This window comes from Streptomyces sp. H27-D2 (assembly GCF_035828615.1).
Lineage (GTDB): Bacteria > Actinomycetota > Actinomycetes > Streptomycetales > Streptomycetaceae > Streptomyces.
Window position 1 is genome coordinate 1 of record NZ_JAYMZR010000027.1, and the last position, 23,751, is coordinate 23,751.

18 protein-coding genes and 1 pseudogene are annotated in these 23,751 nt (G+C 71.4%); 12 read left to right on the plus strand and 7 right to left on the minus strand.

Going from position 1 to position 23,751, the window contains the following annotated elements; all coding sequences use genetic code 11:
* Window positions 1–215 precede the first annotated feature (215 nt).
* The gene (gene serA, locus QMK28_RS13170; RefSeq protein WP_326437357.1) at window positions 216–1,820 is read left to right on the plus strand and encodes a phosphoglycerate dehydrogenase; all 1,605 of its coding nucleotides are present in this window, start codon (window positions 216–218) and stop codon (window positions 1,818–1,820) included.
* Between the two features lie 210 nt (window positions 1,821–2,030).
* Here serA and QMK28_RS13175 read toward each other — a convergent pair whose 3' ends face one another.
* A complete protein-coding gene (locus QMK28_RS13175; protein WP_326437359.1) occupies window positions 2,031–3,590 on the minus strand; it encodes an MFS transporter in 1,560 nt (519 codons plus the stop codon).
* 407 nt (window positions 3,591–3,997) lie between these two features.
* On the opposite strand from QMK28_RS13175, the gene QMK28_RS13180 reads away from it, so the two are divergent.
* Complete coding sequence (locus QMK28_RS13180) at window positions 3,998–4,411, plus strand: hypothetical protein (protein ID WP_326437361.1); 414 nt, start codon at window positions 3,998–4,000, stop codon at window positions 4,409–4,411.
* Between the two features lie 474 nt (window positions 4,412–4,885).
* Here QMK28_RS13180 and QMK28_RS13185 read toward each other — a convergent pair whose 3' ends face one another.
* Both QMK28_RS13185 and QMK28_RS13190 read right to left on the minus strand, forming a co-directional pair.
* Window positions 4,886–5,899, minus strand: a complete 1,014-nt coding sequence (locus QMK28_RS13185; protein WP_326437362.1) for a DUF5937 family protein — start codon at window positions 5,897–5,899, stop codon at window positions 4,886–4,888.
* A 208-nt stretch (window positions 5,900–6,107) separates the two neighbouring features.
* Complete coding sequence (locus tag QMK28_RS13190; protein ID WP_326437364.1) at window positions 6,108–7,253, minus strand: PucR family transcriptional regulator; 1,146 nt, start codon at window positions 7,251–7,253, stop codon at window positions 6,108–6,110.
* A gap of 249 nt (window positions 7,254–7,502) precedes the next feature.
* Between QMK28_RS13190 and QMK28_RS13195 the strand changes: the two genes are divergently transcribed.
* From QMK28_RS13195 to QMK28_RS13205, 3 genes are all read left to right on the plus strand, one after another.
* On the plus strand, window positions 7,503–8,429 hold the full coding sequence (locus QMK28_RS13195; protein WP_326437366.1) for a proline dehydrogenase family protein: 927 nt from the start codon (window positions 7,503–7,505) through the stop codon (window positions 8,427–8,429).
* 115 nt (window positions 8,430–8,544) lie between these two features.
* Window positions 8,545–10,176 (plus strand): L-glutamate gamma-semialdehyde dehydrogenase, encoded by a 1,632-nt coding sequence (gene pruA / locus QMK28_RS13200; protein WP_326437368.1) that lies wholly within the window; start codon window positions 8,545–8,547, stop codon window positions 10,174–10,176.
* Window positions 10,177–10,582: 406 nt separating this feature from the next.
* Entirely contained in the window at window positions 10,583–10,711 is a 129-nt protein-coding gene (locus QMK28_RS13205) for a hypothetical protein (RefSeq protein WP_326437370.1), read from the plus strand.
* Between the two features lie 36 nt (window positions 10,712–10,747).
* Here QMK28_RS13205 and QMK28_RS13210 read toward each other — a convergent pair whose 3' ends face one another.
* Entirely contained in the window at window positions 10,748–12,355 is a 1,608-nt protein-coding gene (locus tag QMK28_RS13210; protein WP_326437372.1) for a purple acid phosphatase family protein, read from the minus strand.
* 129 nt (window positions 12,356–12,484) lie between these two features.
* Here QMK28_RS13210 and QMK28_RS13215 point away from each other — a divergent pair, with 129 nt between their 5' ends.
* Together QMK28_RS13215 and QMK28_RS13220 are read left to right on the plus strand one after the other, a co-directional pair.
* Window positions 12,485–13,522 carry a 3-isopropylmalate dehydrogenase gene (locus QMK28_RS13215; protein ID WP_326437374.1) on the plus strand — a complete coding sequence of 346 codons (1,038 nt, stop codon included), beginning with the start codon at window positions 12,485–12,487 and terminating at the stop codon, window positions 13,520–13,522.
* Window positions 13,523–13,815: 293 nt separating this feature from the next.
* Complete coding sequence (locus QMK28_RS13220) at window positions 13,816–14,919, plus strand: branched-chain amino acid aminotransferase (protein WP_326437376.1); 1,104 nt, start codon at window positions 13,816–13,818, stop codon at window positions 14,917–14,919.
* A gap of 179 nt (window positions 14,920–15,098) precedes the next feature.
* Here QMK28_RS13220 and QMK28_RS13225 read toward each other — a convergent pair whose 3' ends face one another.
* Complete coding sequence (locus QMK28_RS13225; RefSeq protein ID WP_326437378.1) at window positions 15,099–16,526, minus strand: cytosine permease; 1,428 nt, start codon at window positions 16,524–16,526, stop codon at window positions 15,099–15,101.
* 242 nt (window positions 16,527–16,768) lie between these two features.
* On the opposite strand from QMK28_RS13225, the gene QMK28_RS13230 reads away from it, so the two are divergent.
* The 5 genes from QMK28_RS13230 to cimA all read left to right on the plus strand — a co-directional run bounded on the left by QMK28_RS13230 (window position 16,769) and on the right by cimA (window position 21,837).
* Window positions 16,769–17,845 (plus strand): agmatine deiminase family protein, encoded by a 1,077-nt coding sequence (locus QMK28_RS13230; protein WP_326437380.1) that lies wholly within the window; start codon window positions 16,769–16,771, stop codon window positions 17,843–17,845.
* 22 nt (window positions 17,846–17,867) lie between these two features.
* Window positions 17,868–18,515, plus strand: coding sequence for a TetR/AcrR family transcriptional regulator (locus tag QMK28_RS13235; RefSeq protein WP_326437382.1), 648 nt, complete (start codon window positions 17,868–17,870; stop codon window positions 18,513–18,515).
* Between the two features lie 219 nt (window positions 18,516–18,734).
* Entirely contained in the window at window positions 18,735–18,872 is a 138-nt protein-coding gene (locus QMK28_RS13240; protein ID WP_326437384.1) for a hypothetical protein, read from the plus strand.
* 154 nt (window positions 18,873–19,026) lie between these two features.
* On the plus strand, window positions 19,027–19,755 hold the full coding sequence (locus QMK28_RS13245; protein ID WP_326437386.1) for a TolB family protein: 729 nt from the start codon (window positions 19,027–19,029) through the stop codon (window positions 19,753–19,755).
* A gap of 468 nt (window positions 19,756–20,223) precedes the next feature.
* Window positions 20,224–21,837: a citramalate synthase gene (cimA, locus tag QMK28_RS13250; RefSeq protein WP_326437388.1), complete on the plus strand. Its 1,614-nt coding sequence runs from the start codon at window positions 20,224–20,226 to the stop codon at window positions 21,835–21,837.
* Window positions 21,838–21,978: 141 nt separating this feature from the next.
* On the opposite strand, the pseudogene QMK28_RS34260 reads toward cimA, so the two are convergent.
* Window positions 21,979–22,452 (minus strand): annotated as a pseudogene (locus QMK28_RS34260) (DUF309 domain-containing protein); the annotation flags it as partial.
* Between the two features lie 510 nt (window positions 22,453–22,962).
* Window positions 22,963–23,583, minus strand: a complete 621-nt coding sequence (locus QMK28_RS13260) for a YceI family protein (RefSeq protein ID WP_326437392.1) — start codon at window positions 23,581–23,583, stop codon at window positions 22,963–22,965.
* Window positions 23,584–23,751 lie beyond the last annotated feature (168 nt).

The following is a 23,751-nucleotide window of genomic DNA, read 5'->3' on the forward strand; positions in this document are numbered from 1 at the left end:
ATATTGCGCCCGGCGCGAGCCCGGCGCAATATCCCATCGGACCAACCCGTGCGGGTGATCCGTCCAGAACGGCGCATGCCGCCGCCGGAAGCGCCGATAGACTGCGTCGCACCAAGCGCGTCAGGCTCACAGCGTCGTGCGTCTTCCACGCGGCTGCCCCCTCCACCGCCTTCGGCCGTCGGGACGGTCGTCCGCAAAGGACTAGTGAGGACCACGTGAGCACTGCACCCGCCCGGAAGCCTGTCGTACTCATCGCGGAAGAACTGTCGCCCGCGACAGTCGACGCGCTGGGACCCGACTTCGAGATCCGGCACTGCAACGGCGCCGACCGCGCCGAACTGCTGCCCGCCATCGCCGACGCCGACGCGATCCTGGTGCGCAGCGCCACCAAGGTCGACGCCGAGGCCATCGCCGCGGCGAAGAAGCTGAAGGTCATCGCCCGCGCCGGGGTGGGCCTGGACAACGTCGACGTCTCCGCCGCCACCAAGGCCGGCGTGATGGTCGTCAACGCCCCCACCTCCAACGTCGTCACCGCCGCGGAGCTCGCCTGCGGCCTGCTGGTCGCCACCGCGCGCAACATCCCGCAGGCCAGCGCGGCCCTCAGGCAGGGCGAGTGGAAGCGGAGCAAGTACACCGGCGTCGAGCTGAGCGAGAAGACGCTCGGCGTCGTCGGCCTCGGCCGGATCGGCGTGCTGGTCGCCCAGCGGATGTCCGCCTTCGGCATGAAGATCGTCGCGTACGACCCCTATGTGCAGCCCGCGCGGGCCGCCCAGATGGGTGTCAAGCTGCTGACTCTCGACGAGCTGCTCGCGGTCTCGGACTTCATCACCGTGCACCTCCCCAAGACGCCGGAGACTCTCGGTCTGATCGGTGACGAGGCGCTGCACAAGGTCAAGCCCGAGGTGCGGATCGTCAACGCCGCCCGCGGCGGGATCGTCGACGAACAGGCGCTGGCCAGCGCCCTCAAGGAGGGCCGGGTCGCCGGCGCGGGCCTGGACGTCTATTCGTCCGAGCCCTGCACCGACTCGCCGCTCTTCGCGTTCGACCAGGTCGTCGCCACCCCGCACCTGGGCGCTTCGACCGGTGAGGCCCAGGAGAAGGCCGGTGTCTCGGTCGCCAAGTCGGTGCGGCTCGCACTGGCCGGCGAACTGGTCCCGGACGCGGTCAACGTCCAGGGCGGCGTGATCGCCGAGGACGTGCGTCCCGGTCTGCCGCTCGCCGAGAAGCTCGGCCGGATCTTCACCGCGCTCGCGGGCGAGGTCGCGGTGCGGCTCGACGTCGAGGTGTACGGCGAGATCACCCAGCACGACGTCAAGGTGCTCGAACTCTCCGCGCTCAAGGGCGTCTTCGAGGACGTCGTCGACGAGACGGTGAGCTACGTCAACGCTCCGCTGTTCGCGCAGGAGCGCGGTGTCGAGGTCCGCCTCACCACCAGCTCGGAATCCCCCGACCACCGCAACGTGGTGATCGTCCGCGGGACCCTCTCGGACGGCGAAGAGGTGTCGATCTCCGGCACGCTGGCCGGTCCGAAGCACCAGCAGAAGATCGTCGCGGTCGGCGAGCACGATGTGGACCTGGCTCTCGCCGACCACATGTGCTTCCTCCGCTACGGCGACCGCCCCGGCGTCGTCGGCACGGTCGGCCGGATCCTCGGCGAGGCCGGCATCAACATCGCGGGCATGCAGGTGTCCCGCGCGGCCGTCGGCGGCGAGGCGCTGGTGGCGCTGACCGTGGACGACAACATCCCGGTGGCGGTCCTCGCGGAGATCACCGAGGAGATCGGCGCGACCTCGGCCCGTACGGTCAATCTCACCGACTGACCTGTTCGTGTTGCTGTGCGCCTGTTGCTGTGCGCCTGGGCCCGGTCCTTGCTTCTGCGGGGGCCGGGCCCAGGTGTGTGCGGGGGTGCGGGGGTTGGGGCCTCTGCCGGCCGTCGGTTACTGCTCGTGGTGCCGGCCGGCGCCGGCCCGTGCCGACCTGCGTCGGCCGGGTGCTGACCACCGTCGTCCTCGCGGGTCCGGCGAGCGTCCTCAGACGCGGCTGAGCGTGCCCGCGTCCGCCGTCGCATCCGGAGCCGGGGCCGCCGCCCCTACCTTCCGCAAGGCCACCATGGCGACGGCGGCGGCTCCGATCAGGATGACGAGTCCGGCGAGGGCGGCGAGGTTCATGCCATGGGTGAAGGCTTCGCGGGCCGCGGTGAGGACCGCGTCGCCGGTGCGGCCCGGCAGCTGGTCGGCCACTACCGTGGCGCTGCCCAGGGTTTCGTGGATCGCGTCGAGTGCGCTCGGGGAGAGCCCGCTCGGCATCGAGTCGGTGACGTCGTCGCGGTACACGACGGTCCCGATGCTGCCGAGGACCGCCATGCCCAGCGCGCCGCCGAACTCCTGGCCGGTCTCCAGCAGGGAGGCGGCGGAACCCGCCCGCTCCGGCGGGGCGACGGCCAGCGCCATGTCGGTGACCAGGGCCATCACGGTGACGATGCCGCCGGCCAGCACGCTGGCCCCGATCAGCACGGTCCACAGCGCATCCGTGCCGGCCAGTGCCAGCACCCCGTAGCCGAGCGCCGCGATGAGGAATCCGCCGCTGATGACGTAGGCCCGGTTCACCCTGCCGGCGATCACGGCCGCCGTCGGGGCGGCGACGCCCACCGCGACGGACGGCGCGAGGCTCCACAGGGCCGCCTCCAGCGCGCCCTTGCCGAGCACCGACTGGAGATACTGCGCGGTGAAGTAGGCGGAGCCCATCATGGCGAAGGTGGCCAGGCTGTTGAGCCCGATGCCCGCCCCGAAGCCGCGGCTGCGGAACAGCGCCGGGTCGATCATCGGGTGCGCGGTGGTCCGCTGGCGGTGCACGAAGAGAGCGCCGACGGCCAGGCCTGCCGCGATCGCCAGGATCATCGGGACGCTGAAGCCGTCCGAGGCGAGCTTCTTGAGCCCGTAGACCACCGGCAGCACCGCGCCCATCGACAGCGGCACGCTCAGCAGGTCGAATGTCCCGGGCTTCGGGTCCTTGAACTCCGGTACCAGCAGCGGCACCAGGACGAGCAGCAGCAGCATCGCCGGGACGTTGATGAGGAAGACCGAGCCCCACCAGAAGTGGTTGAGCATCACACCGCTCATCACCGAGCCGAGCGCGATCCCGCCGGCCATGGCGCCCGACCAGATCCCGATCGCGCTGCTCCGCTGCTTCGCGTCGTGGAACAGATTGCGCACCAGCCCCATCGTCGAAGGCATCAGCGTCGCCCCGCCGATGCCGAGCAGCACCCGCGCCGCGATGAGCATTTCGGCGCTGGTGGCGTACGCGGCGGCGACCGACGCGAGGCCGAAGGCACTCGCTCCGGCCAGCAGCAGCTTGCGGCGGCCGATCCGATCGCCGAGCGAGCCCATCGTGATCAGCAGCCCGGCGAGGGCGAAGGCGTAGACGTCGAAGATCCAAAGTTGCTGAGTGCTGGTCGGCTCCAGCTCCTGGCTGATGGCCGGAATCGCGAAGTAGAGGACGGAGACGTCCATCGAGACCAGGAGGAGGGGCAGCAGGAGGACGACGAAAGCGGTCCATTCCTTGCGCCCGGCACGTGCGGTGGAGTGCGTCATGGCAGGGAATATACAGACGTACATGACGCTTGTATAGAACGTTCGTTTAATACGTCCGTATGGATCATGGGGATCGCACGGCGCGACGGGTCCGGCGTTGTGCATGTCGGTGATATCGCCTTGTTGACGGCGACATGGATCTATTGCCTGTTTCGCGCCATAAGCCGGTGAATGTGCGCTGTGAAAGACGCCCAAGGTAGCGATTCGGCCAGCCCGCCCCCGTGGTCACGGCCTTTCCCGCTCGCCGCCGCGGGCCGCCGCCGTCCGTCGGGTGCCAGGTCATATGCCGTCGCTGCGCGCGATGGCGGGTTGCGGCCGGTGACCGGATCGGACCGCTGTGCGCACCCGGGGAGCCCGCCTAGCTTGGGGATGCATCTACTGGGACCAAGCGGAAGGTTGTGGTGTAAATGGCCGTTACGGGACTCATGGTTCTGGAGGGTTCCCAGCCGGCGCCCGAGGGCTGGATAAAGATCAACAAGGATCTGAACGCCGGGGCCGGAGGCGCCTACCTGTACTTCGCGTACGAGCTGAACGGCGTCTACGCGCCCATCACCAACATCATGTTCACCCTCGACCCGAGCCAGGAGGTGCCGCCCGGGTACCACCGGATCGACGTCGACCTCAACAAGGGCGCCGGCGGCAAGTACATCTACGCGGCCTACACGCACGACCGGGACGCGGGCGTTCCGGTCGAGGCCCTCGACGTCCTGATCTCCAGCGACGCGGGCATGCAGCCGCAGAAGCCGTGGCAGCGCTACGACATGGACCTGAACATGGGCGCGGGCGGCAAATACGTCTACCTGATGCACCTGACGGTCTGACGGTCTGACGTCCGGAGCCCGACGCGTGGAGTCCGAAGCCGGAGTCCAACGCCCGGAGCCCGACGAGCGGAATCGTGCCGGGAGCCGTGACGGAGTCCGGCGCCCGGTGCTCGACGACCGGCGCATGACGCCCGCCGGTCCGGCCGCCCGCGAGAGGTGAGACGTGGGGCAGCCGGCGAAGGGTCCGCGGTGAGGTGAGCGGTCGCGGACCCTTCGTCGGGCGGGCGGCGGACGAACCGGTGGACCGGCATGCGGCCGGGGGCGGGTGCGGTGGGCAAGGCCGCCGCATCCACGGTCAGGGGGCGGCGAGGGCCTCTGCCGGGGTGAGGCGGGCGGCGCGGATGGCGGTCCGCCACACCCCGCCGGGCGGCAGCGTCTGTCTGCGAGGCCGGCCGGCGCGGACGTGGTGATCGACATCGCCGGCACGAGTTGTGGGCCGGGCTCGTTCGGCGAGTGAGCCGAGTACGGACCCGCTCAGCCGCCCGTGACGTCCGTGCCCGCCGCCAGCGCGTCGCCGAGAGGGGTGCGGTAGTAGAGCACCGACCGGCCGGACCGGGCGCGGTGCAGGAGGCCGGCCTCGCGGAGGATGGTCAGGTGGTCGCCGACGGCGCCGGGGGCCAGCCGTAGGCTCTGGGCGAGTTGGGTGGTGCTGGCCGGCCGGTCGAGCGCCGCGAGGAGGCGGGACCGGGAGCGGCCGAGCAGGTTCGCCAGCGCGGCGGGTTCCACGGGGGCGGGGCTCGCCCGGAGGGCGGCCGTGCCGCGGGCCGGATAGATGACGGTCTTCGGCCAGGGGGCGTCCGTGTGGGTGGCGACGCCGGGCCAGACGAAGACGGAGGGGACGAGCAGCAGCCCCTCGCCCGCGAGCGTGACGGTGCTGTTCGCGGAGGAGTTCAGGATGTCGATTCCACCGTCGCGCCAGCGCAGCCGGGGGTGCAGGCCGTCGAGGGCAGCCGCCCAGCCCGAGGTGCCGAGTTGTCCGGTGCGGTGTACGACGTCGCGCTCGCAGATCGCCCGCAACTGGAGCCAGTCGCGGGCCGGCAGACCGTGCCAGGCGTGATCCAGGGTGTCGGCGATCCGCCCGACGACCTTGTCGTCGTGCAGCACCGCCAGCACGCGCGGGTCGTTGACCGGCCGCGCGGCGAGGCAGCGCGCTACCTCGCCGCGTGCCACGGGCAGCGGGGTCGCCCGCAGCGCCGCGAGGTCCTCCTCCCAGGTCTGGGCGAGGCCGTTCGGCGGCAGAGCGACGAAGCAGGCTCCGAACGTGCGGGTGTGCAGCGCGAGGGCCGCGTTCCGGCCCGAGCAGGCGTGGACGCCGCGGCCGAACGTCAGCAGTGACGTGTGGTCCCTGGAGAAGTCGATCCGGTCCGCGTCCGGGAAGACGCGTGGATCCCTGTTCGCGCCGCCCAGAAGCATGGTCACGGTCTGTCCGCGCTCGATGGACCGCCCGCCCAACTCGATGTCCCGCACGCACGGGTCCGATTCAGCCACGCGGAATGAAAGAATCCGGATCGGCCGGGGATCGGAATTCCTCGGGAATCATCGGGCGGTCCTGGGCATATGCGGTGCGCTCATGGAACGCACGCTTCCACCGGCCGCCGGGCGAGGGGCCGAAAATCGACGCTCGCCCGGCCGGAAAGGTCGCTTCCCGGAGGTAAGCGCTAGCTACTGTCCGCAGTCGTCGGGGGCGGCCCACCCCTCAGAGCCGCGCCGCCTTCAGCCCCATGTGCAGCAGCAGTCGGTCCTCGCCGTCGTCCAGGTCGAGGCCGGTGAGCTGTTCCACCCGGGACAGGCGGTAGTAGAGGGTCTGCCGGTGGATGCCGAGGGCGGCGGCCGTGCGGCCGGCCTGGCCCGCGGAGTCGAGGAACACTTCGGCGGTGCGGGCGAGTTCGCGGTGGGCGTGGTCCAGCAGCGGGCGGACCGCCGGGTCGGCGCAGGCGCCCGCCGCGCTGCCCGGGGGGAGTTCGGTCAGCAGGCGGTACGGGCCGATCCCGGACCACTCGGCGACCGGGCCCAACCGGGGCTCGGCGACCGCGGCGCGGGCCGCGGCCGACGCCTCGTGCCAGGCGGCGGGGAGTTCGCCGAGCTTGTGCCGGGGCGGGCCGGCGCCCGCCGCCGCGCCGATCGCGCGCGGCGATTCGAGCAGCCGGGCCGCGGTGAGGCGGGCCGGTTCGAGGGCGTGCGGAGTACGCAGCCGGACCAGCGCGGCCAGCCCCGCGCCCCGCATATCGCTCATGGCCGCGACGCCGGGCAGCGCCGGCAGCGAGGCGTCCCCGCCGGTGCGATCCCAGGGGGCGACGGCGATCAGCAGGAACGGGCCGTCCGCCGCCCCGCGCAGCGCCGCCCGCAACTCCGCCTCCGCGGTGTCGCGGCCCGCCGCTGGGCCGGACAGCAAGGCCCGCAGCAGGCCGCCGAGTTCGGCCCCGGAGCGCACCTCGGCGGCGAGCAGCGCGCCGATCCGGCCGGCCGTCTCCATGGCGGCGGCGAGCCGGGGGTCGGTCAGCTCCACGACGCCGTCGTCCAGCAGCCAGATGTAGCCGTAGACCACCCCGCGGTGCCGTACGGGCAGGCAGACGCGGCCCTTGAGAACGCCGGCCGCCGGGTCGGGCGGGATGCGGACGGGCTGCTGCGCCCTGGTGATGCCGAAGCTCTCAAACCATTCGCGTACCGCGGCGGTGGACCGGCGGCGCAGGATCGACCGGGTGCGGACCGGGTCCATGGCGAGGTCGTCGTCGCTGTCGTGCGCGCCGAAGGCGATCAGCCCGAAGTCGCGGTTCTCCAGGGTCGCCGGGGCGCCAAGAGCCGCCGAGACTTCATCGACCAACTGCTGGTACTCCTCTTGCATCCGCCGCAGCGCCCCCTTATGTCCGCTCTGTCTGGTTATGTCCGCCGGGCCGTGCTGTGTCGCGCTGTGTCGCTTCCGACGATTCGGCCGCTCGCGCCGCCGCGCGGCCCGGTCCGCACTGCCCGTCACTTCATTCTCATACATATGTCTGAGATCCGGGACACGGATGCGTGACAGGTGTCGATGGCCCGACATCGGAGCGATCCTTAGGTTTCAGGGTGATAACACCCTGTCGTTCCGGAGGTACCCGTGCTGGGCCCTGTGCTCCTCGCCGCTGCGCGCAGCGACAGCATCCGCCGTATCGTCTCGGCCGCGCCGGTCACCCGCCCGATGGTGGACCGCTTCGTGGCCGGCGAACGGCTCGATGACTCCATGACCGCTGTGCGTGACCTCAACGCGCGCGGCCTGGAAGTGACTCTCGACCATCTGGGCGAGGACATCACCGAGCGCACCGAGGCGCTGCGCAACCGCGACGCTTACCTCGATCTGGCCGCGGCGCTCGCCGGGGCCGGGCTGGGCGTGCGCGCCGAGATGTCCGTCAAGCTGTCGGCCTTCGGGCAGGCGCTGGCGGGCGGTCACGATCTCGCGCTGGCGAACGTCATCCCGGTGGTCGAGGCCGCCGCCGAGGCCGGCACCACGGTGACCCTCGACATGGAGGACCACACCACCGCGGACTCCACCCTCGCCATCCTGGCCGAGCTGCGGAAGCGCTTCCCGCAGACCGGCGCGGTCGTCCAGTCGTACCTCTTCCGCACCGAGGACGACTGCCGCGCGCTCGCCGTGGAAGGCTCCCGGGTCCGGCTGGTCAAGGGCGCCTACAAGGAGCCCGCCGACGTCGCCTTCCAGGACAAGCGCGAGGTCGACAAGTCGTATGTGCGCTGCCTGAAGATCCTGATGGCCGGCGACGGCTACCCGATGGTCGGCTCGCACGACCCGCGGATGGTCGCGATCGCGCAGGAGCTGGCGCGGCGTTACGGCCGCAAGGCCGACGAGTTCGAGTTCCAGATGCTCTACGGCATCCGCGCGGCCGAGCAGGCGCGGCTGGTGGCGGAAGGTCACCGGATGCGCGTGTACATCCCGTACGGCACCGATTGGTACGGATACTTCATGCGGCGGCTCGCGGAGCGGCCGGCCAACCTGGCCTTCTTCCTCCGCGCGCTCGCCACTCGCGGCTGAGCCCGCGACCTCAAGACCTGCAAGACCCGCAAGAATTCAAGACTTCGTCAGCACCCGAGCACCCGAGCACCCGCAACTCTCGAACGTGAACCTCGATCGAAGGAGAACGGCCATCATGGACGCTGTGACCCAGGTCCCCGCGCCGGTCAACGAGCCGGTCCACACCTACGCCCCCGGCACCCCGGAGCGTGCGCGGCTGGAGACCAAGCTCAAGGAGCTGGCCGGCAACCCGATCGAGCTGCCGATGACCATCGGCGGCGAGAAGCGGATGGGCGGCGGCGAGCGTTTCGACGTCGTACAGCCGCACAACCACGCCGCGAAGATCGGCACCTACGGCAACGCCACCGCCAAGGACGGGCAGGACGCGGTCGACGCGGCCCTGGCCGCCGCCCCGGCGTGGCGCGCGCTGTCGTTCGACGACCGCGCCGCGATCATCCTCAAGGCCGCGGACCTGCTGTCCGGCCCGTGGCGCGAGACGCTCGCCGCCTCGACGATGCTCGGTCAGTCCAAGACCGTCCAGCAGGCCGAGATCGACACTCCCTGTGAGCTCGTCGACTTCTGGCGCTTCAACGTCCACTTCGCCCGGCAGATCCTGGCCGAGCAGCCGATGGCGAACGCGCCCGGGGTGTGGAACCGCAGCGACCACCGGCCGCTCGAAGGCTTCGTCTACGCGATCACGCCGTTCAACTTCACCGCGATCGCGGGCAACCTGCCGACCGCCCCGGCGCTCATGGGCAACACGGTCGTCTGGAAGCCGTCCCCGACCCAGACGCACGCCGCTGTGCTGCTGATGCAACTGCTGGAAGAGGCGGGGCTGCCCAAGGGCGTCATCAACCTCGTCACCGGCGACGGCATCGCGGTCTCCGAGGTCGCGCTGACCCACCCGGACCTCGCGGGCATCCACTTCACCGGCTCCACCAAGACCTTCCAGCACCTGTGGAAGACGGTCGGCGCCAACATCGAGAACTACAAGACGTACCCGCGGCTGGTCGGCGAGACCGGCGGCAAGGACTTCATCGTCGCCCACCCGTCGGCGGACCCCGCGGTCCTCAAGACCGCGATGACCCGCGGCGCCTTCGAGTTCCAGGGCCAGAAGTGCTCGGCGCTCTCGCGCACCTACCTGCCGCGCTCCATCTGGGAGAACGGCTTCAAGGAGGAGCTCGCGGCCGAGGTCGACGGGCTCGCCATGGGTGACGTCAGCGACCTGTCGAACTTCATGAGCGCGGTCATCGACGAGCGCTCGTTCGCCAAGAACAAGGCGGCGATCGACCGGGCGAAGAACGACCCGACGATCGAGATCGTCGCGGGCGGCAGCTACGACGACTCCACGGGCTACTTCGTCCGTCCGACCGTCCTGGTCTCCACCGACCCGGAGAACGAGATCTTCAAGGACGAGTACTTCGGTCCGATCCTCGGCGTGCACGTCTACGACGACGAGAAGTACGACGAGATGCTGCACCAGATGGAGTCGGCCTCGCAGTACGGCCTGACCGGCGCCGTCATCGCCCAGGACCGTGCGGCAGCCGCCCACACCTGCGACGTGCTGCGCTTCGCGGCGGGCAACTTCTACATCAACGACAAGCCGACCGGCGCGGTCGTCGGCCAGCAGCCCTTCGGCGGCGGTCGCGCCTCCGGGACCAACGACAAGGCCGGCGCCAAGCAGAACCTGATGCGCTGGACCTCGACGCGCTCCATCAAGGAGACGATGATCCCGGCGACCGACTACCGCTACCCCCACATGGGCTGATCCCCGCAAGGCCGTTCGTCCGGCCTGTGGCGTAGCACACCCGAAGGCCCGGCGCCCTCTTCAGGGACCGGGCTTTCGGCGTGCCCGGAGCACTGTCCGCGCTGGTCAGCGGCCCTGTGGCGGCCGGTGAGGAGGCGTCCGGGAGGCCTCGCGGAGCCGTCGGCGGGGCGCGCTCATAGCGGGTCGCGGTGGAGCGGCCGTCTCAGATAGTAGGAAGCCCAAGTATTTGTGCAGACATCACGGCTGGGCTGCCCTACTTTTGTAGAAGCTGAACGTCTCGCTGTATCCAGCGATTGGCGGATGAGGCCTGGTGCCCGCTCGCAGGTGACCCCTGCCGCACTGAAAGCCCCCGCCCTTTCCGCGAAATCCATTTCCTCTCGGGGCTCTGGCATTGGAGACGTGCACCATGGCCGAAACCGCTCGCAGGACCCGCCACACCACCGCTCGCAGGAGCGATGAGGACCGCAAGAACGCCGCCGCCGCTCTGCAGCGCGCGCTCGACCGCCGCGACAACGGCGGCGCCACCGGCCACTGACACGGGCCGCGGTCCGCCGACGGCCGCGGTGAGGGCTCAGCCGCGGCCCGGCCGGGTCACCTCGAAGTGGTCGACGCGCTCGCCGTTCTCGGCGAGCGCGGTCACCTTCAGCTTCGGGTTCCGGCCGGGTTCGACCTCGACCGCGATGAACGAGAAGCCGGTGTAGCGCACCCGCGACCACTCGACCTCGTCCCGCTGCCGGTGCGCTCCCTTCGTCCAGTGGTAGCTGTCGATCCGCTCGATGTCCTTGACATGGCCTTCGTAGCTGTCCGGCGCCGGGAACTCGTACAGCGCCTTGCCCGCGCCGCCCGCGGTGACGTAGACGATGCCCTCACGGGAGTCGACGCTCGCGCCGATCGGCAGCGGCTTGGCGACCTCGCCGCCGCGGATCGCGTCGGTGCGCTCGTAGACGTGGTTGTGGCCGTTGACGACCAGATCGACGCCGTGCTTCTCGAAGAGCGGCACCCACTCCTCGCGGACCCCGCCCTCCGAGGCGTGCGCGCTGGTGGTCGAGAAGGCGCAGTGGTGGAAGAACACCACGATGAAGTCCACGCCGGGGCTCGCGCGGAGCGCGGCCAGCCGGCGGTCCAGCCACTTCGTCTGCCGGCCGTCCGTATGACCCCGGTTGGCCGGGATCTCGTACGAGACGTCGTTGGCGTCCAGCGCGACGACGGCGGTGTTCGCGTAGACGAAGGAGTAGATCCCCGGCGCGCGCCCGGCGTCGGGCCCGTTGTCCGGCAGTGACCAGCGGGCGGACTGGCCGCCGTAGCCGTCCGGGGAGTACCAGGCCTCCATGTCGTGATTGCCGGTCGTCACCATCCACGGCACGCTCTTGGCCACCGACTCGGTCTGCGCCAGGAACTGGTCCCAGACGCGGGCGTCATAGACGTCGGACTCCTTGCCCTGGCCGGCCGAGTCGGCGTAGCAGATGTCGCCCGCGTGCAGGTGGAAGGACGGGTTCTGGCCGAGGATCAGTTGGTCGTTGGCGAGCGCGTCATAGCTGACGCCCTGGTCGCCGAAGGCTGTGAAGACGAACTTCTCGCTCGACGCGGGGGCCGTACGGAAGGTGCCGAGGCCGGCGAAACGGCGCGGCTCGGCCGGGTCGTAGCCGTCGTGGCCGACGCCGTAGTAGTAGGTGGTGCCGGGCCGCAGGCCGTCCAGGGCGGCGTGCAGATAGAGCTGGTCGACGGCGGGCAGCGCGTCGGTGAGCGCGGGGGTGTGCAGGTCGCGCGCCTCGGCCTCGATCCGGCGGCTCAGCTCCCACGGTTCGACGCCGATCCGGATGAAGGGCCGGCGGACCGCCAGCGGCACCTGCCAGGACACCCGCATCTGGGTCTTCGGGTCGGCGCCGAAGGCCAGGTGGCGGCCGAACGGCGCGACGAGCGAGCCGTCGACGCGGACCGGGGCGGCGCGGGTCGGCAGTGCGGGGGAGAGCTGTCCGGCCGCTGCGGAGCCGCCGAGCAGGCCGCTGCCCGCGATCACCCCGGCGGTGGCCGCGCCGCCGCGCAGCGCGCGCCGCCGCGTCAGCTTCGTCCGCAGATACGCGTGCTGCTCGGCCATGCTCATCCGGCTCGACAGCCGCTCGGGAATCCCGGTCCGTGGGGTCGCGGGTTCGGGGGCGGACCCCCGGGAGGATGCGGTCATGCAGCCAAAGTTCCCACCGCCGTCCGGCTTTGCGTCCCCTTCCGGGTGAACTGCGGCTGACAGGCTGACACACGGTCCGCATAGTGGACCTCTAGTGTCATTCCATGGGACGGGGAGTACGGTCCTGCCATGTCTCGTAGCATTCGCCTCGCAGTGATCCCCGGTGACGGAATCGGCCGGGAAGTGGTGGCCCAGGGCCTCAAGGTCCTCTCCGCCGTGCTTCCCCAGGACGTCAAGTTGGAGACCCAGCAGTACGACCTGGGCGCCAAGCGCTGGCACGAGACGGGGGAGACCCTGCCGGACGCTGAGCTGGAGTCGCTCAAGAACCACGACGCGATCCTGCTCGGCGCGATCGGCGACCCCTCCGTGCCGTCCGGAGTGCTGGAGCGCGGGCTGCTGCTCAAGCTGCGCTTCGCCTTCGACCACTACGTGAACCTGCGTCCCAGCAAGCTGTTCCCGAACACCGCGACCCCGCTCGCGGGCCGCCCGGACATCGACTTCGTCGTCGTCCGCGAGGGCACCGAGGGTCCGTACGTCGGCAACGGCGGCAGCCTGCGCACCGGAACCCCGGCCGAGGTCGCCACCGAGGTCAGCATCAACACCGCCTATGGCGTCGAGCGCGTGGTCCGTGACGCGTACGAGCGCGCGAGGGACCGCCCGCGCAAGAAGCTGACGCTGGTCCACAAGAACAACGTCCTCGTCTACGCCGGCCACCTCTGGAAGAACATCTTCGACCGGGTAGGCCAGGAATACCCCGAGGTCAGCACCGACTATCTGCATGTGGACGCGGCGACGATCTTCTTCGTCACGCAGCCCGAGCGCTTCGACGTGATCGTCACCGACAACCTCTTCGGCGACATCCTCACCGACCTGGCCGCGGCCATCACCGGCGGCATCGGCCTGGCCGCCTCCGGCAACATCAACCCGGCCGGCACCTTCCCCTCGATGTTCGAGCCGGTGCACGGCTCCGCGCCGGACATCGCCGGGCAGGGCAAGGCCGACCCGACCGCGACCGTCCTCTCGGTGGCCCTGCTGTTGCGCCACCTCGGCTTCGAGACGGAGGCGGCCCGCATCGAGACCGCCGTCGCCGAGGACCTCGGCGCCCGCGAGGGCGTCCGGAGCACGGAAGAGATCGGCGACGCGCTCGCCGTACGAGTAGCGGGCTGACCGCCGCACCGCTCTCACCCCGACAGCGCTGACAGCGCTGACAGCACAGCGGCGGCGCCATCCCGGCACCCGTCGCTGTGCTATTCGGCGTTCGGGTGCGACCATCGACCCTTGGGCCGCATTCGCGCCGTTTTTCCCCAGGAGTTCGTCCGGGGGCGCTCCCGCCGTACCGCCACACGCGAGAGATAATCGAACGTGGGGCCGCTGTACGCCGGGAAACTCGGACGTCCTCGTACCGATCGGGACGGCGCGAGTGCGGTCCGCCATAACCACACGGTGAAGGACACGTACTCATGACGACGCCCACGATCGAGCTCAAACCCTCCTCGCATCCGCTGTCCGACGCGGAGCGCGAGGCGATCCTGGTCAGCCCCGGATTCGGCCGCTACTTCACCGACAACATGGTGACGATCCGCTGGACGGAAGGCCGGGGCTGGCACGACGCGCAGCTGGTGCCCTACGCGCCGCTGTCGATCGACCCGGCGAACATGACGCTGCACTACGCGCAGACGATCTTCGAGGGCCTCAAGGCGTACCGCCAGCCCGACGGCGGCGTCGCGACCTTCCGCCCCGAGGCCAACGCCGCGCGCTTCCAGACGTCCGCCCGCCGGCTGTCGATGCCCGAGCTGCCGGCCGAGACCTTCATCGAGGCCTGCGACGCGCTGGTCGCGCAGGACGTGGCCTGGGTGCCGAGCCAGGGTGAGCAGACGCTCTACCTGCGCCCCTTCATGTTCGCGACCGAGGTCGGGCTCGGGGTGAAGCCCGCCAACGAATACCTCTTCATGATCATCGCCTCGCCGGCCGGAGCGTACGTCCCCGGCGGCGTGAAGCCGGTCTCCGTCTGGCTCTCCGAGGAGTACGTGCGCGCCGTCCCCGGCGGCACCGGCGCGGCCAAGACCGGCGGCAACTACGCCGCCTCCCTCGTCGCCCAGGCGCAGGCCGCCGGGCACGGCTGTGACCAGGTCGTCTGGCTGGACGCGACCGAGCACCGCTGGGTCGAGGAGATGGGCGGCATGAACCTTTACTTCGTGTACGAGGGCGTGGACGGCGGCAAGCAGCGGATCGTCACCCCGGCGCTGACCGGTTCGCTGCTCCCCGGCATCACCCGCGACTCGCTGCTGAGGATCGCCGCCGACCTCGGCTACGAGGCCGTCGAGGGCCGGATCTCCACCGACGAGTGGAAGCGGGACAACGCGAACGGCACCCTGACCGAGGTCTTCGCCTGCGGCACCGCCGCCGTGATCACCCCGGTCGGCTCGGTGAAGTCGGCCCGCGCCGAGTGGAGCGTCGGCGACGGCGAGCCGGGCGCGGTCACGATGGAGCTGCGCAAGGCGCTGCTCGACATCCAGACCGGCAACGCCGTCGACACCCACGGCTGGATGCACGAGCTGGCCTGACGCCCGGTCGCCGCCCTCGGGCGGCCCGGCCCCGGGCGGTACCGCCCGAGGCCGTAACGTCCGCGGGTCTTCGCGCATCTTCGCCGGGGCCTCGGAGCCGGAGCGCCGCAGCCTGGGCTTCGCAGCCCTGGGCCTCGGAGACGGGGCCCAGGCTCCGAGGCTCCGTCGCAGCCGGGTGGTCAGCTCGCGTCGGCGTGCTGCCGGGCGGGCTTCGCCGTCGGGGTCGGGCGGGGCTCGCGGGTGGTGAGCGCCGGGTAGACGATCGCCGCGACCGTCGCCGAGAGCAGGAAGCTGCAGTCGATGCCGCCGGTCCAGGGGACCAGCAGGCCGGTGTAGAGCGAGGTGTCGACGGCCAGCAGCCCGGCGGCCGAGCCCGCCGCCCAGGCGATCGTCGCCGGGATGTGCCACCCGGCCCGGTACCAGTACGCGCCGCCCCGGGTGCCCCGGTTGTAGACCTGGAGCGCCTCGGAGTCGTACCTGCCGCGACAGCGGAAATAGCCGATGACGGTGATGACCGCCCAGGGCGTGCCGACCGCGGTGAGCAGCAGGACGAACGCGGTCATCGCCTCCTGCGCGGCCGAGGCGAAGTGCCCGGCGTAGACGAGGACCGTGGAGAGCGCGGCGACGACGTAGGTGGCATGGGTGCGGGTCGCGCGCGGCAGGATCGCGTCCAGGTCCAGGCCCATGGAGTAGAGCATCAGCCCGGCGTTGCCGATGGAGCCCGCCGAGGCGGCGAGCAGCAGCAGTCCCAGGTACCAGAAGGGCGCCCCGGCGACGAGCGGCCCCGCGTAGTCGTCGCCCGCGCCGACCGCCAGCGCGGTGAAGGTGCCGAACAGCTGGGGCACGAGCAGACCGACCACCAGGCCCAGACAGGTGCTCCAGAAGACCTTGCGCGGGCTGTGCCGGCGGGGCGAGATGTAGCGGGTGTAGTCGCCGAGCAGCGTGATGAAGGCGATGGGGCCGCTGAGCCCGGCCGAGACGGCGGCCAGCAGCCAGGTCTGCCAGAAGCCGCCGAGCAGGTACTCGCTGCCGCCGGGCGCGGCGGTGGTGAAGGTGCCCGCGTACGCGATCAGGCCGATGAGCAGCAGCGCGGTCATGCCGAAGGCGAGGATTCGGCTCAGCCGGAGCAGCAGCTTGTAGCCGTAGACGGCGCCGACGGCGGTGCAGCCCGCGAGCGCCGCGTAGACGAGCGTGTACGTCAGGTCGCCGGTCGGCAGGCCGATGAGCCGGTGGAGGCAGCCGACGACGGCGTCGCCGCCGACCCACAGGGTCAGCGCGGTGTAGCCCAGCGAGAGCAGCAGCCCGATCACCGAGCCGATGAGCCGGCCGCGCACGCCGAAGTGCGCGCCGCTGCTGGTGGAGAGGTTGGTGGCGGTGCGCAGCGAGACCAGTGCGAGCGGTGCGGTGAGCAGCGTGCCGGCGAGGGTGCCGGCGACGAGGGAGGTCACCGCGGGCCAGAAGCCGAGGCCGAACGAGACCGGGAGCCAGCCGAAGATCACGACGCCGAGGGCCAGGTTGGAGCCGAGCAGGATGCTGACGAGGTCACGAGGGCCGCTGGTGCGTTCCTCGTCCGGGACGGTGTCGACGCCGCGTTGTTCTACGGGCATGGGCTGTCTCCCTGGGGGTGCGTACGTGTCGCTGGGGGGCGTACGTGTTGGCGACTCTTAGAGCTGCGCTCAATGTGACTTACCTCAGCCCTACGGTCAATGCTTCCCGTACTGTGACTTTCTCGTTAGAGTGACGCTCGAACTATGAGATCTTGGCTGGCGGCGTGGCTGGGGTGCGGCTCCACCGGCTCCCCGGCCTCCCCCCCGAACGCCCAGCTGAACAACCGGCAAGGACTGCGACGATGACCGTCCCCAGCACCGTCCCCAGCACCCTCACCACCACCACCACCCCGATGGCCGACGGCTTCCGGATGCCACCGGAGTGGGCGCCGCACGAGCGCACCTGGATGGCCTGGCCGGGGCCCAATTTCACCTTCGGCGAGGAGGGCGACGCGACACTGACCGAGGCACGCGAGGCCTGGGCCGCCGTGGCGCGCGCGGTCCGCCGCTTCGAGCCGGTCACCGTGGTCGCGGGCCCCGGACAGCGGGCGAACGCGCGCAAGGTGCTCGGCCCCGGCATCGACGTCGTCGAACAGCCGCTCGACGACGCCTGGATGCGGGACATCGGCCCGACGTTCCTCACCGACGGCGAACGGCTCGCCGCCGTCGACTGGGTCTTCAACGGCTGGGGTGCGCAGGAATGGGCCCGCTGGGACCGCGACGCGAAGATCGGCTCGTACGTCAGCGCGCGGGCCGACGCCCGCCGCTACGCCTCCCGGCTCGTCAACGAGGGCGGCGCCATCCACGTGGACGGCGAGGGCACGCTGCTGCTCACCGAAACCGTCCAGCGGGACGCGGGGCGCAACCCGAACTGGTCCCGCGAGCAGGTCGAGGCCGAGATCCACGCCCACCTGGGCACCGAGAAGGCGATCTGGCTGCCGCGCGGGCTCACCGCCGACTACGGGCAGTTCGGCACCCGCGGCCATGTGGACATCGTCGCCGCCTTCGCGCGCCCCGGCGTCGTCCTCGTGCACAGCCAGCCCGACCAGAGCCACCCCGACCACGAGCTCTGCGCGGGGATCGCGCGCCAGCTGCGCTCCGAGACGGACGCCAGGGGACGCACCCTGGAGGTCGTCGAGGTGCCCGCGCCCACCGTGACCGAGGTGGACGGCGAGCTGGCCGACTACTCGTACATCAACCACTATCTGTGCAACGGCGGCGTCGTGCTCTGCTCCTTCGACGACCCGCGGGACGAGCACGCGGCGGGCATCTTCCGCCGACTGTTCCCGGACCGGACCGTGACGCTGGTGGACGCACGTACGATCTTCGCGGGTGGCGGCGGTATCCACTGCATCACCCAGCAGCAGCCCGCGGTGTGATCGAACGGAGTCGGAAGGAGCCATGGTGTCCGGTCCGACCCGCTCCCGGCGGAACGCGCCGCCGCGCGAGCAACTCCTCGCCGCGGCCATGAACACCATCGTCGACCTCGGCCTGGACCGGCTCACCATGGCCGGACTGGGCCGCGAGGTCGGCATGAGCAGCGGACACCTCCTCTATTACTTCCGCACCACGGACGAGCTGCTGCTGCAGACCCTCCAGTGGAGCGAGGAGCAGCTCGGCACGGCCCGCCGCGCCGGACTGGCCCGGCGCACGCCCGCGCGCGAACGGCTCGACGCCTTTGTCGACCTGTACCTCCCACTCGACCACCGCGACCCGCACTGGATCCTCTGGCTGGAGGTCTGGAACCGCTCGCGCAGCGCCGACGAGAGCACCCGCGCCCGGCTGCTCGACATAGAGCTGGCCTGGCACCGCGACCTGGTCGCGCTGCTGGTCGAGGGGGGCTCGCGGGGCGAATTCCGCGCCGTCGACGCGGAGCGCTTCGCGACCCGCACCCGGGCGCTGCTCGACGGCTTCGGCACCCACCTGGTCATAGGCCTGCCCGGCACGGACAGGGCCCGGATCGTCGCGGACGTGGGCGAGTACCTGGACGAGTCGCTCACTTTGCGGCCGGACGGCACGCTTCCGGGCGACGCGTGCCCGGACGCCTGACCGGGGCCGTCTCCCGCGCGCCGGACAGCCGCGCCGGACAGCCGCGCCGGACAGCCGCACCGGCCGGACGCGCCAGCCGGACGCGCCAGCCGGACGCGCCGACAGCCGCACCGTCCCGGCCGCCTCGTCCCGTACACCTCCGTCAAGGGACCGCACGACGGTCGCCGTCACCCACCCGAGCGACGGCCGGGCGCCGCTGATCAGCCCGACGGCCACGTCGTGGCCTTCACCTCCTACGCCTCGAACCTGGCGGCGGGGGACGCCAACGGCGAGCCGGACGTCTTCGTGCGGAACCTGCGGACCGGGAAGCTCCAGCGGATCGCGGTCGAGGGCGGCAGCGCGGACCACCCGCGCTGAGCGCCGACGGCCGCTACCTCGCCTATGGATCGAGCGTGGACCGCGCGTCCACCGTGCGCGTGCGCGACCTGCGGACGGGCCGCACCGAGCGGGTCGACGTGGGACTGGACCCGGGCTACGACCGCGCGGGTTCGCCCTCGATCAGCGCCGACGGGTGCTACGTCGCCTTCGCGGCGAACCGCTCGGAGCCGGTGCGGGCAAGGGCAACGAGAGCCGGATCTACGTCCGCGACCGGAAGGCCGGCAGCACCGAACTGGTCAGCCATGCCCCGGACGACTACGGGCGCGGCTGCGTCAGCCCGTCCATCAGCGCGGACGGCCGGATGGTCGCCTACCAGGACTCGTACAGCAACGGCCCGCGCGGCGACGACTGGGGCGACATCTTCGTCCACGACCGCCTAACGAAGCGCGAGCGGCACGTCGACGCCACCCACGACGGGGCCGAGGCGGACAAGGCGTCCACGACACCGCTGATCAGCGCGGACGGCAAGACGGTCGCCTTCAACTCGTACGCCACCAACCTGGTGCCCGGCGCCGACCCCAACACGGGCTGGAACCCGTTCGTACGGAACCTGCGCACCGGCGCCCTCCAGCGGGTCGACGGCGTCCAGCCGACCGACATCGCGGCGGCGGACGCGATCTCGGCCGACGGCTCCAAGCTGCTGTTCTCCTCCGCGGGCGCGGGGCAGGAGGGGCTGTATCTGCGAGACCTGCGGAGCGGCGAGGACAAGCTGGTGACGCCCGGCACGGACGGCGAGCCGAACGGCGGCGAGGGCGTGATCGACCGGGACGGTTCGGTCGCGGCCTTCTCCGGCTACGACGGGGACTTCGTACCGGGGGACGGCAACGACACCTCGGATGTCTTCGTCCGCTATGTGCGCTGAGCGGCACTGGGAGGCGCTGAGGCCGAGGCGCGCTGAGGCAGGCGCGTGACTACGTGGCGGGGGCGCCCCACAGCGGCGGGCCGCCCCCGCCGCGAGCTGCCGAGAGCCGCCCGAGAGCCGCCCCCGACCCGGCCGATCCGCCCCGCCCGCATCATGAGACCCACGTTCCGAACCCCGCCCCCGTATGCCAGACTGCGTCCGTGCTCTCGTTCGCCACCATTATTGGCAGCAGGCGCGCCGGTCCGCAGTGACCGCCGAACCGCAGCAGACCCGCAGCGTCGGTGGACACCGTGTCTCACGACCCGCGCGCAGACCTCTCGCACCCGCGAGGGGTTTTTTCGTTTCCCGGCCCACCCACGGCCGGGCGCGGAGCGCGAGGGATCATAGGAAGACGGTGGAACCGGTCTCCCCCTGCCACAGGCACGGGGGATCCCAGGTAGGCCGAGATCCCGACAGGAGTCACTCAGCATGACGGACGCCCCAGACCCTTCGCTGCCCGACGACGGCTTCCACGTTTTCGACACCACGCTGCGCGACGGCGCGCAGCGTGAGGGGATCAACCTGACCGTCGCGGACAAGCTGACGATCGCCCGGCACCTGGACGACTTCGGCGTGGGCTTCATCGAGGGCGGCTGGCCGGGCGCGAACCCGCGCGACACCGAGTTCTTCGCCCGCGCGCAGGCCGAGATCGACTTCAAGCACGCGCAACTGGTGGCCTTCGGCGCGACCCGCAAGCCGGGCGTGCGCGCCGAGGACGACCCGCAGGTCAAGGCGCTGGTGGAGGCGGGCGCACCGGTCGTCACGATCGTCGCCAAATCGCACGACCGGCATGTCGAACTCGCGCTGCGCACCACCCTGGACGAGAACCTCGCGATGGTGCGCGACACCGTCGCCTTCCTGCGCGCCGCCGGCCGCCGGGTCTTCGTCGACTGCGAGCACTTCTTCGACGGCTACCGCGCCAACCCGGCCTACGCCAAGCAGGTCGTACGGGCCGCGCACGAGGCCGGCGCGGACGTCGTGGTGCTCTGCGACACCAACGGCGGGATGCTGCCCGCCCAGATCCAGGCCGTCACCGCGACGGTCCTGGCCGACACCGGCGCGAGACTGGGCATTCACGCGCAGGACGACACCGGCTGCGCCGTGGCCAACACCCTGGCGGCGGTCGACGCGGGCGCCACTCACGTCCAGTGCACGGCGAACGGCTACGGCGAGCGGGTCGGCAACTCCAACCTGTTCCCGGTCGTGGCGGCGCTGGAACTCAAGTACGGGCGCACGGTGCTGCCCCCCGGCTCGCTGCGCGAGATGACCCGCATCTCGCACGCGATCGCCGAGGTCGTCAACCTCGCGCCCTCCACCCACCAGCCCTACGTCGGCGTCTCGGCCTTCGCCCACAAGGCCGGCCTGCACGCCTCCGCGATCAAGGTGGACCCCGACCTCTACCAGCACATCTCCCCGGAGCAGGTCGGCAACACCATGCGGATGCTGGTCTCCGACATGGCGGGCCGCGCCTCGATCGAGCTCAAGGGCAAGGAACTGGGCATCGACCTCGGCGGCGACCGGGAACTGGTCGGCCGGGTCGTCGCACGCGTCAAGGAGCGCGAACAGCGCGGCTACACCTACGAAGCCGCCGACGCCTCCTTCGAACTGCTGCTGCGCGAAGAGGTCGAGGGCGGCCCCCGCAGCTACTTCCGCGTCGAGTCCTGGCGCGCCATCGTCGAGAACCGCCCCGACGGCACGCACGCCAACGAGGCGACGGTGAAGCTGTGGGCGAAGGGCGAGCGCATCGTCGCCACCGCGGAGGGCAACGGCCCGGTCAACGCCCTGGACCGCGCGCTGCGCGTCGCCCTGGAGCGGATCTACCCGCAGCTCGCCCAGCTGGAGCTGGTGGACTACAAGGTCCGCATCCTGGAGGGCAAGAGCGGCACCGAGTCCATCACCCGGGTGCTCGTCTCCACGAGCGACGGGCAGGGCGAGTGGTCCACGGTCGGCGTCGCGGAGAACGTGATCGCGGCCTCCTGGGCGGCGCTGGACGACGCGTATGTGTACGGGTTGCTGCGCGCGGGCGTTGAGCCGCAGGAGTAGGCCCCTGCGCGGGCTGTCCTCAATCGCCTGGGGGCACCTCCCGGCCGAAGGCTGGGGGAGGGCTGAATTCAGCCCTCCCCGGGAGGTGCCCCCAGGCGTTTGAGGACACCGCCCACCGGGCGGACCGGGCAACGATTGCGGTCACCCCACTCGCAAAACGGGCGCAGCCCGCCCCGCGTCCACCGGGGGGCCGGTGCCGATGTCGGCGGTCAGCCGGCGGGCCCAGTCGATGAGGCCCGCGATGTCGATGCCGTGCGGCGGGTCCTGCCGGTACGCGGCGATGCCGTCCGCGGCCCGGGTCAGCAGGGTTCGCGCGCCCGAGATGTTGCCTCGGGCGGCGTGCGTGAGCCCAACGGCCAGTTGGGCCATGCCCCGCCACAGCGCCCGTTCGGCTTCCGGGGCCGACTTCCAGGCGTCCTCCAGCACTTCGTGGGCGTGGAAGGGCATCCCGGCGTCCAGCAGGCGCTGGGCCTCGGTGAGCGCGGCGTCGGGCGTGCGCACGACCCCTTCGGGCTGCCGTTCCACGCCCGGCGTGCCGTACGGGAGCGGGCGGCCCAGGCCGTCGCGCGGACGGGCGTTGCGCGCGCGTCCCTCCGGGTCGCGGTCGCGGCGGCTCGCCGCGGGGGAGTCCGTACGGGAGGCGGCAGTGGCGTCGGGGCCGCGGCCCGCGTCGGGAGCGGCAGTCGCGTCGGGACCAGCATCCGCGCCGCCCGCGCCAAGACCGGCATCCGCGTCGGGGCCGCCACCCGCGCCATCCCCGCCGTCCTCGCTACCGGCCGGACCCCCTCCACCCGGTCGCCGCCCCGCGAGGTCCGCGCGGTCCGATCGGCCCGCCCCGCAGTGCTCGCAGACGTCGCCCGTCGCGGACCCCTCCCGGACGCGTCCGCACGCGTCGCAGATCTGGTCCAGCCAGCACGCTGGGTCTCCGCCGTCCTGAGCGTGTTCCTGGTTCATGAGGCGATTGTTCACCCTGGAGCGGGATTGGCGCGGCCGGGGGCCGGTGGAGCGCGGCCGCCGGCGCCGTGGCGGGCGTCTCCGGTCAGTCCGATCAGAGAGGCGGCCCGCCGCCGCGCCGGGTGGGTCCGCCGGCGCCTGTGTCGAGTCGGTGCCGTCGAGCCGGTGGGGTCAGGCCTGCGGCGCGGACTTGATAGCCGAGATGTCGAAGGTGAGCTTGATCTTGTCGCTCACCAGGACGCCGCCGGTCTCCAGGGTGGCGTTCCAGGTCAGGCCCCAGTCGGAGCGCAGGATCTGGGCGCTGCCCTCGAAGCCGACGCGCTCGTTGCCGAACGGGTCGGTGGCCGCGCCGGTGAACGTGAGGTCGATGGTGAGCGGGCGGGTGACGTCCTTGATCGTCAGCTCGCCGGTGACGCGGTACTCGTCCCCGTCGGCCTGCTCGACGGCGGTGCTGCGGAAGGTCATCCGGGGGAACTCCTCGACGTCGAGGAAGTCGGCGCTGAGCAGGTGCCCGTCGCGGTCCTTGGACCCGGTGTCGATGCTCGCGATCTTGACGTCCAGGGCGACGTGCGAGCGGGCCGGGGCGGAGCCGTCCAGGTGCAGCGTGCCCTCGTGCTCCAGGAAGGAGCCGCGGACGTTGGTGACCATGGCGTGCCGGGCGACGAAGCCGATGCTGGTGTGCGCCGGGTCGATGGCGTAGTCGCCGGTCAGGGCGGCGAGCGCGGGGTCCGTCTCGAGGACGGTGCCGGTGGTGGCCGGGGCGGCGTTGCGATTGCGGGTGAACAGAGCCATGGCTCCTCCTCGATGACGATATGGTTTAACGTTCAACGAGATTCACTCTAGCTCCATCTTGTTAAGTTTTCAACCTTTCCTGCGGCGCGTCCTGGTGACGCGTGGGCCGCGCCATCGACGGGTCCTGCGACGTCTCACGCGACGGTCGTGCGACGGGTCGTGCGGGGG